This is a genomic window from Marinobacter sp. MMG032, assembly GCF_040112695.1.
In the GTDB taxonomy this organism is placed as follows: domain Bacteria; phylum Pseudomonadota; class Gammaproteobacteria; order Pseudomonadales; family Oleiphilaceae; genus Marinobacter; species Marinobacter salsuginis.
Window position 1 is genome coordinate 3,564,181 of record NZ_CP157802.1, and the last position, 15,986, is coordinate 3,580,166.

Here is a 15,986-nt window from a genome sequence, read left to right on the forward strand (position 1 = left end):
AGCTGTGAAGAAGACGATTCTTGCATTTACAGTGGCAACGTTTGGTCTTGGTGGTTGTATGACCTATGACCCGTACACCGGCGAAGAGAAAACGTCGAATGCGACCAAGGGCAGCATTATTGGCGCGATTGGCGGTGCGGCCATCGGTGCCGCAACTTCAAGTAAGAGTGATCGGGGAAAAGGCGCCCTGATTGGCGCGGCCAGTGGCGCTGCTATCGGCGGTGGCGTTGGTTACTACATGGATAAGCAGGAAGCCGAGCTGCGTCGCAAGCTGGAGGGTTCCGGTGTTCGCGTAGTGCGTAACGGCGACGAGATCGAACTGATCATGCCGGGCAACATCACCTTTGATCTGAATGAATCGACGATCAAGCCTTCATTCAGCGGCACTCTCGAGTCAGTTGCCCTGGTGCTGAAGGAATTCGACAAAACGATTATTCAGATTGAAGGCCATACCGACAGCTCTGGTTCGGACAGCTACAACCAGCTGCTCAGTGAGCGTCGCGCATCCTCAGTACGTGACTTCCTGCTGAATCAGGGCATTGAGCCCAAGCGTACCCGTGCTGTGGGGTATGGTGAGCGCTACCCTGTGGCCTCCAACGATACCCCGGCCGGTCGTGAGCAGAACCGTCGCGTTGAGCTGACGCTCGTGCCCATGCAGTAAGTCGCTGTTCTAAGGCCATAAAAAAACCGGAGCAAATGCTCCGGTTTTTGTCTCAGGCCATGAATCAGAACAGGACGCGGCAGCGAATCGTTCCCTTCACTTTGAGCAGCTTTTCCAGCGCCAGCTCGCCGTATTCTTTGTTCACATCCACAACCACGTAACCAATGTCTTCCTTGGTTTGCAGGTACTGACCGCAGACGTTGATGCCGTTCTCCGAGAATACCTGGTTGATTTCGGACATCACGCCCGGCACGTTCTCGTGGATGTGCAGCAGGCGGTGCTGGTTGGGGTGTGACGGCAGGGCCACTTCCGGGAAGTTCACGGACGAAACAGACGTGCCGTTGTCGCTGTACATGGCCAGTTTTTCCGCCACTTCCCGACCGATGTTCTCCTGGGCTTCGATGGTGGAGCCGCCCACGTGCGGGGTCAGGATCACGTTATCGAATTCCCGTAGCGGAGACACAAACTCCTCATCGTTGGATTTGGGTTCCACCGGGAATACGTCGATGGCGGCGCCCAGCAGTTTGCCACTGCGCAGAGCGTCGGCCAGGGCATCAATGTCGACAACCGTGCCACGGGAGGCATTCATCAGAATGCTGCCGGGCTTCATCTGGGCAAACTGCTCGGCCTTGAACATGTACTTGGTGGCCGGTGTTTCCGGCACGTGCAGGCTGACCACGTCGGCAATGTTGAGCAGCTCCTGGAGCGTGCCCACCTGAGTGGCGTTACCGATCGACAGCTTTGACACTACATCGTAGAAATACACATCCATGCCCAGGCCCTCGGCCAGGACACTGAACTGGGTGCCGATGTTGCCGTAGCCGATGATGCCCAGCTTCTTGCCGCGGATTTCGTAGCTGTCCTTGGCGGACTTCAGCCATTCGCCGCGATGGGCTTTGGCGTTTTTCTCTGGAACACCACGCAGGAGCAGGATGGCCTGGGCCAGAACCAGTTCGGCAACGCTCCGGGTGTTGGAGAAGGGCGCGTTGAATACGGCAATGCCGCGCCGGGTGGCTGCCTGGAGATCCACCTGGTTGGTACCGATACAGAAACAACCCACGGCCACCAGCTTGTTGGCGGCTTCAAATACTTTCTCTGTCAGCTGGGTGCGCGAGCGGATACCGATGAAGTGCGCATCGGCAATTTTCTCAATCAGCTCTTCCTCGGCCAGCGAGTGAGACAGGTACTCGATGTTGGTATAGCCCGCAGCGTTCAGGGTATCAATGGCAGATTGATGGACGCCTTCCAGCAGCAGGATACGGATTTTGCTCTTCTCAAGAGACGTATTTGACATGGGCTTGCTTCCGAACCTTTCGTCACGTGAAATGACCTGTGGCCAGTGATCGTCGGGGCTGGCTCACAGAACAGGGCCGGTATGATACCATAAACGCAGATTTTCACAGCGCGCCGGTTTGCCTGAATCAACTGTCTGTGACTCCTGTTGCAGGATGCTCCGGCCGAAACCTGACGAGACCGAATAGCCCATGAATTCTGAACAGATCATTGCTTCCCTCAAAGACCTGATGGCTACTGGCGATGCACCCGGCAAGGTGCTGACCGACCCGGCAGATCTGGATACCTATGGCAAGGACTGGACCAAGATCTACCCACCCAAACCTTTGGCGATTGCCTTGCCCAAAACCACTGAGCAGGTGCAGGCGCTGGTGAAGTTCGCCAATGAGAATCAGGTGGCGCTGGTGCCTTCCGGCGGCCGGACAGGTCTGAGTGCCGGTGCCGTGGCCGCCAATGGTGAAGTGGTTGTGGCGTTCGACAACATGAACCAGATCCTGGATTTCAACGCCAGTGATCGAGTGGTTCGCTGTCAGGCGGGCGTTGTGACCGAGCAGCTCCAGAATTTTGCTGAAGAAAATGATCTGTATTACCCGGTAGATTTTGCCTCCGCGGGTTCCAGCCAACTGGGGGGCAACCTCTCCACCAACGCCGGCGGTATCAAAGTGATCCGTTATGGCATGAGCCGGGACTGGGTGGCCGGGCTCAAGGTAGTCACTGGCAAGGGCGATATCCTGGATCTGAACAAGGACCTGGAAAAGAACAATACCGGCTACGATTTGCGTCATCTGTTTATTGGTGCTGAGGGGACACTGGGCTTTATCACGGAAGCGACCATGAAGCTGTCCCGCAAGCCGGATAACCTGACCGTACTGGTGTTGGGGTTGAACGACCTGACCAACACCATGGACGTGCTGCAGACTTTCCAGAAAAAGATCGACCTCACCGCCTATGAGTTTTTCTCTCATCAGGCCATGGGGCACGTGCTGGCCCATGGCCAGGTGCAGGCGCCGTTCGAAACCGAGGCGCCTTACTACGCTTTGCTGGAATTCGAGTCTGTCTCCGACCAGGTGATGGACGACGCCATGACCCTGTTTGAGCAATGTGTGGAGAACGGCTGGGTGCTCGATGGTGTGATCAGCCAGAGCGAAACTCAGGCCCAGAATCTGTGGCAGTTGCGCGAGCGCATCTCCGAATCCATCGCGCCCCGCACGCCCTACAAGAATGACATCTCCGTGGTGGTCTCCAAGGTGCCGGGTTTCCTGCAGGAAATCGACGCCGTGGTTACCGAGCACTATCCGGATTTCGAGATTATCTGGTTCGGGCACATCGGCGATGGCAACCTGCACCTCAATATCCTCAAGCCGGAAGATATGGCCAACGAGGACTTTTTCGAAAAGTGCCAGCAGGTTAACAAATGGGTGTTCGAGATTGTCGAGCGCTACCAGGGCAGTGTGTCAGCCGAGCACGGTGTGGGTATGACCAAGAAGCCCTATCTTCAATACACACGCAGTGAGGCGGAGATTGCTTACCTGAGAGGTATTAAAAAGGTATTCGATCCCAACGGCATCATGAACCCCGGCAAGATTTTCGACTGATGCAGGACCACATCGTTGTACTGACAGGCGCAGGTATCAGCGCCGAGAGCGGCCTCTCCACATTCCGTGACAACGGCGGGCTGTGGGAGCAGCACAGTGTGTACGATGTGGCCACGCCCGAGGCGTTTGCCCGGAATCAGGAGCTGGTGCTGAGGTTCTACAACGACCGCCGGCGCCAGCTGGAATCCGCCCAGCCCAACCAGGCCCATCGCCTGCTGGCAGAGCTGGAAAAGCGGTACCGGGTAACGGTGATCACCCAGAACGTGGACGATCTCCACGAACGGGGTGGCGCCAGCAACGTCATTCATCTTCACGGCGAGCTCACCAAGGCCCGTAGTTCAAGGTATCCGGAGCTGGTTTACGACATTGGTTATCGTGATATCAATCCGGGCGACACCTGTGACCGCGGCGCCCAGCTTCGCCCCCACATCGTCTGGTTCGGTGAGGAAGTTCCCATGTTGGAAAAGGCCGCCGACATTGTGCGCACCGCCGATCATCTGTTGATCGTAGGGACGTCGCTCCAGGTCTATCCGGCCGCGGGGCTGGTGTATGAGGTGGACATGGACGTGCCCATCACGGTCGTCGACCCGGGAGAGCCCGCTTCAGTGTCCCGTGCCCGGGTCATTCGCAAGGGGGCTGCCGAGGGTGTGGCCGAGTGGGTTGATAGCCTGAAGTGACCCTCCGTTTCTCGCGCCTCATCCTCGGGCAGAGGTCTCTGAGGCTTTAAGGTATTTCTCGAGCTCTGACCGAAATGCCGCCTGAACCCCCAGCCTTTTCAGCATCCAGTAATGACCGGCAATCATTCGGTCAATGAAAATGCTCTCTACGGGTGGTTTGAAATAGTCCAGGTATTTAAACACTGTGCTGGTTTTTTCAGCGACGCGTTTGTGAATGTCGGCTTCCGCGAAATCGTAGGGCTGGTCGCGCTGCTCGAAAGGCACCACGAGTATGTCCCGCCACATGGCGTAGTAGGCTTCATCCACGGCTGGCTGGCTTCCCACCCGCGCGCCGAGGTCGATCAGGTAGCGGTCCAGAGCCTCATAGTCTTCATCAAGCGCTGCTACCAGGGCGTTGCGGTAGGCTTCGACGATCTCCGGCTTGAGTTTTTTCACGCAGCCGAAGTCGTACATGATGATGGAGCCGTCCGGTCGGTAGGCGAAGTTGCCGGCGTGAGGATCGCCGTGGATGCACTGGAACCGGAATAGCTGGTCCGCCATGAGGGTGAAGATGCGATGGCCGATCAGGTTGATGGTGTCCTGATCGTATTGCTCCCGGGTGACCTTGCTGACGTGATCGCCCTCCACCAGTTCCATAGTCAGCACTCGCCGGGTGGAGTGGCCGGGAACGACCGCCGGGATCAGAACCCAGGGCTGTTGCTCGTGGAACTTGCGGAACAGCTCGATGTTCCGGGCCTCGTTTTCGTAATCCAGCTCTTCTTTCAGGCGTTCCCGGATTTCTGCGAACAGCTTGTCCACGGATTCCTTTGGCATTTTCAGCAGGCCGCCGAGTTTGAGCGTCATTCTCAGCTGTTTCAGGTCCGAGTCGCAGGATTCGTCTACGCCGGGATACTGGACCTTGACGATCACATCGGTGCCATCGTGCAGGCGGGCACGGTGCACCTGACCGATGGATGCGGCCGCGTAAGGCTTTTCCTGGAGGTACTCGAACAATTCGGAGACCGGCTTCCCGAGCTCGGATTCGATCTGCTCCACGATCACCTCGAACGGCATTGGTGGCGCTTCTTTCTGCAGCTTTTCCAGGGCTTCCGAGAATTCCCGGGGCAGAAAATCCTGCGTCTGGGAGGCAATCTGACCGACTTTCATCACGGCACCCTTGAGCTCCCCGAGGGTGTCGGCTATCTGACCGGCCATGCGGGTATAGCTTTCACTCTGGGCGCCTTCGTCGTTCTCCGATCGAAAAAGCCTGCGAGCGCGCTGGCCCGCATACTGGCCTGCCACGGAAGCAGTCATGCCAGCGAGCTTGAAGAAGCGACCACGTCGGGAGGTAACCGGTTTTTTTGCCATAAATACAATTACGCCTTTGACCGGATTTGGGTTTAGCCGGTCCTGCACGTTAAACCACTTTAGTCTCCACGAACAGCAGGTCTTCCAGTTCAAGTGACAGGGTCTGGCCGGAGACCAACGGGCCAACGCCCCTTGGTGTACCCGTAAGCACCACATCGCCGGGGAGCAGGGTGAACTGGCCGCTGATGTGGGCAATTAACGGCACAATGGGATTCAGCATATCCCGAGTGTCACCGGTTTGCTGGCGGTGCCCGTCGATATCCAGGGTGAAGTGAATGTTGTCCACGGCGAGCTTGTCAGCCGAAATGAACGGTGACAGCGGACAAGCTCCATCGAATCCCTTGGCCCGCTCCCATGGCTGCCCTTTCTCTTTGAGTCGGGTTTGCAGATCACGGAGGGTCAGGTCCAGCGCCAGGCCATACCCGAGTATTGCGGCTTCTGCCTGGCTGGCGGATGCGTTGGTCAGAGGGCGGCCAATGAGAACGGCCAGTTCGGTTTCATAGTGGACCTCCCCCTGGTCTGCCGGAATTCTCAGGGGGCGGGTGATATGGACGGCCGAGGTGGAGGGTTTGATGAACAGCAGGGGCTCGTCGGGCACCGGATTGTTCAGTTCCTTTGCATGCTCCGCGTAGTTGCGGCCAACACAGACGATCTTGCCTAACGGCAGGTGAATCGAAGTGCCGTCTTTCCAGTGATGTTGGTAATCCGGCATGGCTGCCCCCTGTCCACGTTCGGTTAATCCCCTTCAAACGAGCAGACAGTATAAACCTGAAGACCCTCTTCCTGAAGCTTGCGGGAGCCGCCGAGATCCGGGAGATCAATCATGGCGGCCACTTCCACAATTTCGGCGCCGATCCGGCGGATCAGCCGGGCCGCGGCCAGCATGGTGCCACCGGTGGCAATCAGGTCGTCCACCAGTACCACATTATCGCCCGGCTTGAAGGCATCTTTGTGCAGCTCGACGGAGGCGGTGCCGTACTCGAGCTCGTAGTCTTCCACCAGGGTATCGAATGGCAGTTTGCCCTTCTTTCGCACCAGTACCAGGGACGCGTTGAGCTCGTAGGCCAGTGCTGAGCCGATGATGAAACCGCGCGCGTCCACCGCTGCCACCGCATCAATCTTGTGGCCGTGATAGCGGTGTACGAAGGCATCAATCAGCTTCCGGAATGCGGTCTTGTCCTGCAGTACCGTGGTGATATCACGAAAGGCTACGCCGGGCTTTGGCCAGTCCGGCACCGTACGAATCGCCTTCTTGATGCTCTCAGAAAAATAATCCATAAACGTTCCGGTTAATGCTCTGGATGCGGATCAGGCCGCATCCAGGAAAATGAATTTCAGAACAAAGACGACAGCAATAATAACAACGCTGGCGTTCAAATCCGCCCAGCGGCCGCTCAGAGCCTTCAAGATGGCGTAGGTAATGAACCCGAGGGCAATGCCGTTTGCGATGGAGAACGTCAGCGGCATCATCAGGGCTGTGACCACAGCCGGAGCCGCGTCGGTAACGTCATCCCAGTCAACCAGTTTGAGGCCGCTGGCCATCAGAACCGCAACGTAGAGTAGCGCCGGAGCGGTTGCGTAGGCGGGAATGATGCTGGCAATGGGTGACAGCAGCAAACACGCCAGGAACAGTGCGGCAACAACCACAGCGGTCAGGCCGGTACGCCCGCCAGCGGAAATACCCGCCGTTGATTCGATGTAGCTGGTGGTGGTCGAGGTGCCGAGGGCAGCACCGGACATGGTGGCGACCGAATCGGACATCAGGGCCCGGCCCAGGCGCGGCAGCTTGCCGTCCTTGTCCAGCAGTCCGCCACGCTGGGCAGCGCCTATGAGCGTGCCGGAGGTGTCGAACAGGTCAACGAACAGGAACGCAAAAATAACGCTGATCATGCCCACGTTCAGGGCGCCCGCCAGATCCAGCTGCATGAAAGTGGGAGCCAGGCTGGGCGGCGCGGAAACAAAGCCTTTGTATTCCACCATCCCCAGCGCCATGGCAACGCCGGTAACCGCGATGATACCAATCATGACAGCGCCGGTTACCTGACGGAACGACAGGGCGCAGATGAGCACGAAGCCGCCAAAGAACAGCAGGCTTTCGGCAACCTTCACTTCACCAAGGCCAACCAGAGTTGCAGGATGATCCACCACAATGCCGGCGTTCTTGAGCGCAATCAGGGCCAGAAAGAAACCAATGCCGGCAGAAATGCCGAACCGCAAGGACATCGGGATGCTGTTAATGATCCATTCGCGGACCTTGAAAATGCTCAGCAGGAAGAACAGGAAGCCGGATATGAACACCGCCCCCAGCGCCACCTGCCAGCTGTAGCCCATGCTGCCAACGACCGTAAAGGAGAAGAAAGCGTTCAGTCCCATACCCGGCGCCAGGGCGATGGGGTAGTTGGCCCACAACCCCATGATCAGCGTGCCGATAACGGCTGCAAGGCAGGTAGCGACGAAGACAGCCCCGAAATCCATGCCGGTAGACGACAGGATGCTCGGATTGACCACAATGATGTACGCCATGGTCAGGAAGGTGGTAATGCCCGCAACCACTTCTTTACGAACGGTGGTGCCGTGGGCCTGGAGTTGGAACAGTCGTTCAAGCATGACGGGTGTCTGCCTCACAGGATGCTGAAAGTTAGTATTTGGGAATCTGGTCTGAGCGGAATTCGTGGATTGCGTGAAAAAACGGCAATATTACCGACTCGTGCGCCTCAGGCCAAGGGATGATTGACAGTTCGTCAAGCAGCCGGTGGGGCTAGCTGTTGTGTGGATCCCGCTGGAGTCGGATATCAAACCGCACGGCCAGCATGCGCACGATCACGATGAAAAGCAGTCCGATTGTCAGAGGCAGGGCCTCGTTGTCCAGGAACCACTGGCAGACGAAATATAGCCAGCAACCGGCAAACGAAATGGATGCGTAGATCTGGTCTTTGCGGAAAATGTAGGGTACTTCGTTGCACAGAGTGTCTCGCAGTGCGCCGCCAAAGGTACCGGTCATTACGCCGAGAAGAGACGCTACAAACCACGAGTGCCCCAGGTCGAGGGCCAGTTGGGCGCCCAGAATTGAAAAAACTCCGAGTCCGATGGCGTCCGGAAAGACGATTCTGGACTCCCGAAGCCGTTCCGCCCGTTTCCAGTAACTGAAGACAATTGCCATCGCCAGAATCAGCATGGGTTGTTCTTCATGCTTGATCCAGTAGAGCGGGTGGTTGTCCATGATCAGGTCCCGGAGGGTACCGCCGCCCAGGGCCGTGATGAATCCGATGGTAAACACGCCCACAGGATCCATATTCTTGGAGCGTGCCACGATCATGCCCGAAATCGCGAACGCGACGATTCCTATCATTTCAAGTACGTAGATGATGTCGAGCATGGCGAAACCCGGGAGAGGCGGAGAATGGCCTGATGGCCTGGTTTTGAGCGCCGAGGATATCGGAAAAAGCGTCTCCTTTCATCTACGGATCGGGCCTGGCAGGTTTGTGGCCACCCGGAACTGTGATCCATAACGACACGTTCAGACGTATCTTGGATTCATCTTACGTCTATCCTGTTGTACGGAGTTGCTATGTCCTTGATGCGTCTGGCCTATGCCAGTGAAGCCACGTTCGAAGCCAAGCCGGTGGAAAAAGGTGTAGAGCCTCACGTTGCGCGAATCCTGATGACCTCCCGAAAAAACAACGCCAGAGACCAGCTGGTGGGTGGTCTTTATTACGGCAACGACCGCTTTTTCCAATATCTTGAAGGTGATGAAGATGCGGTGCGCAGGACCTTCGATCGCATTCTGAAGGATGAGCGCCATCGGAATGTCGTGACCCTCATCGAAGAACCGCTCACAAGCCGGACCTTTAGCAACTGGTCTATGAAGTATGTGCCTCTGTCCCGGGATGTCCGGAACTTCCTCGATGAGCAGGGTCTGGAATCCTTCGAGCCTTCCTCTTTCACATCGGATCAGTGCGAGAAAATGATCGAGCTCATACGCAACTCCAGCCAGGATCAGAATCTGGTCAACCGGGACGGAAATCAATCCGTCGGCGATGCCCCCCAGGTGTTGTCGTCCGGAATGAAGATGGGCCTGATCGTGGCTGGTCTGGTGCTGGTAGGGGCTCTGGTGATTGGTGGCACCATGCTGTGATGGAAATGCTGTAAAAATAAGCCTTGCTTATGCGGTTGGATAAAAGAACTTTATTTGCTTCATGATAAGACTCTGTTTAGCTTGACGGATAACAATCACAGGCGTGCACTGCCTGGAGCCCGATCAAACAAAAATGGAGAGTTCATGAAAGCCATCCTCTGCAAGGAATATGGACCCGCTGAGACGCTGGTCATCGAAGATGTTCCCAGTCCTGAGGTGAAAGGCCGAGGCGTAAAAGTCCGGGTAAAAGCCGCCGGCCTGAATTTCCCCGACACCCTCATTATTGAAAACAAATACCAGTTGAAGCCAAGTCTTCCGTTTTCGCCCGGTGGTGAAATGGCCGGTGAGGTTATCGAAGTTGGTGACAAAGTCACGCGCTTCAAAGTAGGGGACCGTGTCGCAGGCCTGACCGGTTATGGCGCTTTTGCAGAAGAAGTCATCGTGCCGGAGCAGAACCTGCTGCCCGTTCCCGATGGCATGTCAGACGAGAAGGCCGCCGCCTTCACCATGGTCTACGGCACTTCCTATTACGCCCTGAAACAGCGAGGCAACCTCCAGCCTGGCGAAACGCTACTCGTTCTTGGCGCCAGTGGTGGCGTTGGCCTCGCCACGGTCGAACTCGGCAAGGCGATGGGCGCCAAGGTCATCGCAGCGGCCAGTTCTGCCGAGAAGCTGGCTGTGGCCAAAGAGGCCGGCGCCGATGAGCTGATCAACTACACGGAAGAGCCTCTCAAAGATGCGGTAAAGAAGCTCACCCACAGCAAGGGCGTGGACGTGATCTACGACCCGGTCGGCGGTGACTTTACCGAACAGGCCCTTCGCGCCATGGGGTGGAACGGCCGCCACCTGATCATCGGCTTTGCTGCCGGTGATATACCGAAAATCCCCGCCAATCTGACGCTCCTGAAAGGCTGCTCCGTGGTTGGCGTGTTCTGGGGCAGCTTCACCCAGCGCGAGCCGGAGGCGAGCGCGCAGAACATGATGGAGCTGATGAAGCTCTATGCCGAAGGCAAAATCGATCCGAAGATCAGCGCCGTCTACGACTTTGAGAACTACGCCGAGGCTCTGGGGGCTCTGACTGGTCGTAAGGCCACCGGCAAGGTTGTGCTCAAGGTCGGCTCCTGAGTTATATCGTAGCCTGCGAGTCTGAGGAGGTTGCCGATTGGAGGCACTTCCCAAAAACCGCTACGAGCACATCCATGTGCGCTTGGCGTCGGCCATCCTTGGCCGCCGACATTTTTGGGAAGTGCCTCCAACCGGCAACTTCTGACATCAGTTATATCTCAGGTTGCAGAGACTATATCGCTATAGCCCGTTGGTGAGGGTGGGTGCCTCCTCCCAAAAATGTAGAGGGCCAAGGACGGCCCGAAACAAGCGCACACGGACGTGCTTGTAGCGGTTTTTGGGAGGAGGCACCCACCCTCACTACTCCGCTAACCCAAAAGGCTAGGGCCCAGACAAACGGCCAATCATCAAAACCGAACCGAGCCCGAGTTAATCTCCGAAACCAGCTCCGAAGTCAGCAGGGAATACCCGTCAGTCCCCGGCAACCAGGCATAAACCTCCTCGCTTTCCCGAAGTGAATAACCAAGCTTCTGGATGTCCACTTTGCGGTACTTGAAGGTGCCGGTTTTCTCTATGGCGTGGGTGACGCGCACGAACACCGGTACCGCATAGGCTGGCAAATTGTCCTGCAGATAGCGGAACAAGCGATTTATATCGAAGGCCCGGCCGTTGCTCTGGGGCACGAGCGTCACCATCCCGGCCTTGCCGTTGGTTCCGGGGATCTCGACGCCGTAGACAATGGCTTCCTCTGCCATGCCAGAGCCGTCTATGATGTTCTCGACTTCCGTGGTGGAGACATTTTCGCCTTTCCAACGGAAGGTATCACCCATGCGGTCAACGAACTGCAGATGGCCGCAGCCGATTTCCTTCAGCACATCACCGGTGTTAAACCAGGCATCGCCCTTTTTGAATGCGTTGCGGAGGATGGATTTTTCCGTGGCCTCCTTCTGGGTGTAGCCCTCGAATGACCATTTCTTGGTGATCTCCCCGATCAACAGGCCGGGCTCACCTTTTGCCACTTCCTGCATCAAGCCTTTTTCGTTACGCACCGGGTCCCGCGTGCCTTCGTGGAACTTCACCAGCTTGTAAGGCGCCGTGGAGAAACCGACAGTGTTGTCCATGTTGAAGAAGTTGCTGAAGCCGATGTTGCCTTCGCTTGAGGCATAGAGTTCCGCCACGGTTTCTATGCCGAAGCGTTCCTTGAACTCTTTCCAGATGGATGGGCGCAGGCCGTTGCCGATCATTTTGGTGAGGCTGTGGTTGCGGTCCTGCTCGCCAGGCGGCTGGTTCAGCAGATAGCGACAGAGTTCGCCGACATAACCGAAGGTGGTGGCATGGTAACGGCGCACATCGTCCCAGAAGGCGCTGGCGGAGAATTTGCGGCGCAGGGCAATGGCCGAGCCGCCGGCCAGCACTGAGCCCCAGCACACCAGCAGGGCGGTGCCATGGTAAAGGGGCAGGGTGCAGTAGAGAACGTCCTCTGGCTCCATGGCCAGCGACATCAGGCCGAATCCGCCGTAGGCCTTGATAAACTTCCTGTGCGAGCCCGGGGCCGCCTTGGGCAGTCCGGTGGTGCCGGAAGTAAACAGGTAAATGGCGTTGTCCCCCATTTTCGGGGGAGTGTTCACCACCGGACTATCGCTGTTGAAGGTGCTGACCTGCTCGGCCATGTTGGCGTAACCGGACGGGGCATCGCCAAAGGCGTTCAGGGTATTGGTGTCTGCCAGAAACTGGAAGGGCTGCGGGTGGTCGGTCTTGAGTTCTGCCTTGATACCGTCAAAGGCCTCCACCAGCTCTTCGCCCACAATTGTCATTTTCGGCTCAATCAGGTTAATGCTGTGTTCCAGCACCTTGCCTTTCTGAGAGGTATTGAGCATGGCGCAGGCGACACCGAGTTTGGCGGCGCCGGCCACGACGGCCAGCAGCTCCGGCCGGTTTTCAAGGAATACCGCAATGGCATCGCCTTTGGTGAGTCCCTGTTCTTGCAGATAGCGTGCGATTCGATTGGCCCACGAATTCAGCTCGCCCCAGGTGATCGTTCGATCTTCGAACAGGATGGCCGGTCGATTGCCGAAGGATCGGGCGTTGTTTTCGATCAGCGTGCCCAGAGTGAGCTCTCGCTTCTCGTTCTTGAGGGAATAGTAATAAAGCCCCCGCGTGATTGACGGCAGGCGCCGAAGCACGCCGGGCAGGCTGCGAGCAATGTCCAGTGCGGATACGTTGTCTTGGCTCATGGTTTTTCCGTTGGTCCCTTTTATTGTGCGAGCTGAGAGCCTGTAACAACGCATGTCGCGGCCTCAGTCCAGAAACAGATCCGGCATCAGCGGCTTGTCGCCTGGCTCGTACCGGTAGTGCTCGAAGTCGGTCATACCGTCCTGCCTCAGCAGGTCTTCATCGATCAGGTTCTGGCCGGTCATGGTGTCAGGCGACCGGCCCAGGATGCTGACGGCGGCATCGGCCATAATGTCCGGCTTTCTGCCCTGGGCCATCAGTTGCGGACCGCCCACTTCGAACTCGATGGCCGCCGTGGCGATCAGGGTTTTCGGCCACAGGGTATTTACCGCTATGCCATATCGCTTGAATTCCTCGGCCATGCCCAGGCTCAGCATGGTCATGGCGTACTTCGTCGTGGTGTAGGGCCCATACTGGGCGAACCACCGGGTATTCAGGTTCAAGGGCGGCGAAAGGCTCAGTATGTGGGCCTGGTCCGACTCTTTGAGCCAGGGCAGGGCCGCCTGGCTGCAGGCCATGACCGCCCGGGCATTGACCTGATGCATCAGGTCGTACCGGCTGACCTTGAGTTTCTCAACGCCGGTAAGTCGAATCGCACCGGCGTTGTTCACCAGGGCGTCGATGCCATCAAAATGTTCGCCCGCTTCGTCGATGCGCTGGCGAATCTGTTTTTCGTCCCGCACATCCAAAACCAGTGGCAGTGCCTGGCCGCCGGCTTCGCGCACTTCCTCGGCCACGGTGTGAATGGTGCCAGGCAGCTTCGGGTGTGGAGTGTCCGATTTGGCGGCGATCACCACGTTGGCGCCCTGGCGGGCACAGGCGAGGGCAATAGCTCTGCCGATGCCCCGGCTGGCGCCCGTGATAAAAACGGTGCGGTTACGCAATGTACTCATGCGTTACTCTCCTGTTCGGCTGTCTCGCTGGCGCTGATTTCAACCAACAACTGACTGCGTTTGATCTGGTCGCCCTTGCCGGCATGAACCTCGCCCACAATGCCGTCTCGATCGGCTTTTACCGGATGCTCCATTTTCATGGCCTCCAGTATCACCAGCGTATCGCCCTGGCGAACGCTCTGACCAGCCTCTACCAACACATCAATAATGGCGCCGTCCATGGTTGCCTGGATTCTTCCACTGCCAGCGCCACCTGCGCCCTGCGCAGGCTGATGGGTAACATCCCGAACCGACCAGGATTGCCCGAACGCCTGCAAATATAAGGAATCGGCCTGGCGGTGATATTGGCAAGTCTGACGAACACCATTGTCGATAATGCACAACAGGCCATCTCGCTGGCTTTCAAGCACCAGAGTGTGCCGGGTTTCGCCCATGTCGAACGTCAACCGGTTACCGCTTCGAGTCACCAGCAACTCCACGGTGGCGTCGCCACTTTCGAGCTTGATTGGTGTCATGGTGGCCGGTGCATTGCTCCAGGCGCTCTGGCCGGCAATGCCATGGTCAAGCACGCAGGCGGCCAGCGCCAGTTGGCGTATATCCAGAGTCTGGGGCTGCAGGGATGGATCTTCGCTGAACGCCTGCTGCAGGAAGGCGGTGGTAGCCTCACCAGCCCCGAAGGTGTCGTCGGCGATAATCCGGCTCAGGAAATGTCGGTTGGTGGTCACGCCGAATACGGTGGTGTCCTCCAGGGCCCGGATCAGGCGGCGACGGGCTTCGTCCCGGTTCTGGCCCCAGGCAATGACTTTGGCCAGCATGGGGTCGTAGTGGGGTGTGATGCTGTCTCCGGAGCGAACGCCCGTATCGTATCGAAGGCCTTCTCCCTCTGCTGGTTCAAAGGCATGCAGCGGTCCGGTCTGGGGGGTGAATCCGTGAGCAGGATCCTCCGCATAGAGCCGCACTTCAATGGCGTGGCCATTGAGCTGTATTTCGTCCTGCGTGAGTGGCAGCTCACGGCCTTCAGCAACGGTGAGCTGCCAGGCCACCAGGTCCTGGCCGGTAATCAGCTCGGTGACCGGGTGCTCTACCTGCAGGCGGGTGTTCATTTCCAGGAAGTAGAAGTTCCGGTGTTTATCGACCAGGAACTCGACGGTGCCGGCGCCTTCGTAGTTACAGGCCAGCGCCGCTTTCACCGCGGCCTCGCCCATGGCCTGGCGCAGTTCGGGTGTTACAAAGGGAGAGGGCGCTTCTTCGACCACTTTCTGGTGCCGGCGCTGGACCGAGCAGTCTCGTTCGCCCAGGTAGACGGCGTTGCCGTGTCGGTCGGCGAACACCTGGATTTCCACGTGCCGGGGCTCAATCACGGCTTTTTCGAGGATCAATTCGTCGTCGCCGAAGGCCTGCTTGGATTCAGACCGGGCCCTTTTGATGTTGTCGGCCAGTTCGGATTCGCTCTCAACCAGGCGCATGCCGCGGCCTCCACCGCCGGCGGAGGCTTTGATCATCAGCGGGAAGCCGATGTCTTTGGCGGCGGCGATCAGTTCGTCGTCGCTGGCACTGTTACCTTTGACAGGGCCCTCATAACCGGGCACCACGGGTACACCGGCCTCCTGCATGGCAATTTTGGAGCGCCGCTTGCTACCCATCAGTTCGATGGCCGATGCGGGCGGGCCAACGAACACCAGGCCGGCGTCTTTGCAGGCGTTGGCGAAGGTGGCATTCTCGGAGAGGAAGCCGTAGCCGGGGTGGATGCAGTCGGCGCCGGTTTTGCGGGCGGCCTCGAGGATGGAATCGCTGTTCAGGTAGGAGGCGGACACCTGGGCCGGGCCAATGCAAACGGCTTCGTCAGCCAGTTCCACGTGCATGGCTTTGGCGTCAGCCTCGGAGTAGACGGCCACGGTGCGGTAACCCAGTGATTTCGCGGTTCGGATGACCCGGACTGCGATTTCGCCTCGGTTGGCTACTAATAGTTTCTTTAACATGTTCTTAGTCTCTCCTTTGGAGTAGGCCGCGAGGCTGAGTGCCGTCTGGCTTCCAGAAAATGTCGGCGGCCATGGATGGCCGACGCCAAGCGCACATGGATGTGCTCGT

Annotated in this window: 14 protein-coding genes; 5 read left to right on the plus strand and 9 right to left on the minus strand. The window is 57.9% G+C overall.

Annotation, left to right across the window (positions count from 1 at the left end):
- The first annotated feature begins 4 nt into the window (after nt 1-4).
- The gene (locus tag ABNF92_RS16450) at nt 5-661 is read left to right on the plus strand and encodes an OmpA family protein (RefSeq protein WP_153633753.1); all 657 of its coding nucleotides are present in this window, start codon (nt 5-7) and stop codon (nt 659-661) included.
- Nucleotides 662-725: 64 nt separating this feature from the next.
- Here the strand turns inward: ABNF92_RS16450 and serA are convergent, their stop codons facing one another.
- Nucleotides 726-1,955 (minus strand): phosphoglycerate dehydrogenase, encoded by a 1,230-nt coding sequence (gene serA, locus ABNF92_RS16455; protein WP_069182980.1) that lies wholly within the window; start codon nt 1,953-1,955, stop codon nt 726-728.
- A 190-nt stretch (nt 1,956-2,145) separates the two neighbouring features.
- Here serA and ABNF92_RS16460 point away from each other — a divergent pair, with 190 nt between their 5' ends.
- Together ABNF92_RS16460 and ABNF92_RS16465 are read left to right on the plus strand one after the other, a co-directional pair.
- Nucleotides 2,146-3,549 (plus strand): FAD-binding oxidoreductase, encoded by a 1,404-nt coding sequence (locus tag ABNF92_RS16460; protein ID WP_069182981.1) that lies wholly within the window; start codon nt 2,146-2,148, stop codon nt 3,547-3,549.
- Nucleotides 3,549-4,226 carry a Sir2 family NAD-dependent protein deacetylase gene (locus ABNF92_RS16465; RefSeq protein WP_136631593.1) on the plus strand — a complete coding sequence of 226 codons (678 nt, stop codon included), beginning with the start codon at nt 3,549-3,551 and terminating at the stop codon, nt 4,224-4,226. Before ABNF92_RS16460 ends, ABNF92_RS16465 begins: the two co-directional genes overlap by 1 nt.
- A gap of 18 nt (nt 4,227-4,244) precedes the next feature.
- Here the strand turns inward: ABNF92_RS16465 and ABNF92_RS16470 are convergent, their stop codons facing one another.
- From ABNF92_RS16470 to ABNF92_RS16490, 5 genes are all read right to left on the minus strand, one after another.
- Complete coding sequence (locus tag ABNF92_RS16470) at nt 4,245-5,573, minus strand: AarF/ABC1/UbiB kinase family protein (protein ID WP_349342749.1); 1,329 nt, start codon at nt 5,571-5,573, stop codon at nt 4,245-4,247.
- Nucleotides 5,574-5,622: 49 nt separating this feature from the next.
- Complete coding sequence (locus tag ABNF92_RS16475; RefSeq protein WP_349342750.1) at nt 5,623-6,285, minus strand: fumarylacetoacetate hydrolase family protein; 663 nt, start codon at nt 6,283-6,285, stop codon at nt 5,623-5,625.
- Between the two features lie 23 nt (nt 6,286-6,308).
- The gene (locus ABNF92_RS16480) at nt 6,309-6,851 is read right to left on the minus strand and encodes an adenine phosphoribosyltransferase (protein ID WP_069182984.1); all 543 of its coding nucleotides are present in this window, start codon (nt 6,849-6,851) and stop codon (nt 6,309-6,311) included.
- 30 nt (nt 6,852-6,881) lie between these two features.
- Nucleotides 6,882-8,180 carry an NCS2 family permease gene (locus tag ABNF92_RS16485; RefSeq protein WP_069182985.1) on the minus strand — a complete coding sequence of 433 codons (1,299 nt, stop codon included), beginning with the start codon at nt 8,178-8,180 and terminating at the stop codon, nt 6,882-6,884.
- Nucleotides 8,181-8,331: 151 nt separating this feature from the next.
- Nucleotides 8,332-8,949 (minus strand): trimeric intracellular cation channel family protein, encoded by a 618-nt coding sequence (locus ABNF92_RS16490; protein WP_069182986.1) that lies wholly within the window; start codon nt 8,947-8,949, stop codon nt 8,332-8,334.
- A gap of 192 nt (nt 8,950-9,141) precedes the next feature.
- Between ABNF92_RS16490 and ABNF92_RS16495 the strand changes: the two genes are divergently transcribed.
- Nucleotides 9,142-9,708, plus strand: a complete 567-nt coding sequence (locus tag ABNF92_RS16495) for a BLUF domain-containing protein (protein ID WP_349342751.1) — start codon at nt 9,142-9,144, stop codon at nt 9,706-9,708.
- 144 nt (nt 9,709-9,852) lie between these two features.
- Nucleotides 9,853-10,833, plus strand: a complete 981-nt coding sequence (locus ABNF92_RS16500) for an NADPH:quinone oxidoreductase family protein (protein ID WP_136631589.1) — start codon at nt 9,853-9,855, stop codon at nt 10,831-10,833.
- 347 nt (nt 10,834-11,180) lie between these two features.
- Here ABNF92_RS16500 and ABNF92_RS16505 read toward each other — a convergent pair whose 3' ends face one another.
- The 3 genes from ABNF92_RS16505 to ABNF92_RS16515 all read right to left on the minus strand — a co-directional run bounded on the left by ABNF92_RS16505 (nt 11,181) and on the right by ABNF92_RS16515 (nt 15,877).
- On the minus strand, nt 11,181-13,007 hold the full coding sequence (locus ABNF92_RS16505; protein ID WP_349342752.1) for a long-chain-acyl-CoA synthetase: 1,827 nt from the start codon (nt 13,005-13,007) through the stop codon (nt 11,181-11,183).
- 63 nt (nt 13,008-13,070) lie between these two features.
- A complete protein-coding gene (locus tag ABNF92_RS16510) occupies nt 13,071-13,898 on the minus strand; it encodes an NAD(P)-dependent oxidoreductase (RefSeq protein WP_349342753.1) in 828 nt (275 codons plus the stop codon).
- Nucleotides 13,895-15,877, minus strand: coding sequence for an acetyl/propionyl/methylcrotonyl-CoA carboxylase subunit alpha (locus ABNF92_RS16515; protein ID WP_349342754.1), 1,983 nt, complete (start codon nt 15,875-15,877; stop codon nt 13,895-13,897). Before ABNF92_RS16515 ends, ABNF92_RS16510 begins: the two co-directional genes overlap by 4 nt.
- Nucleotides 15,878-15,986: the final 109 nt, after the last annotated feature.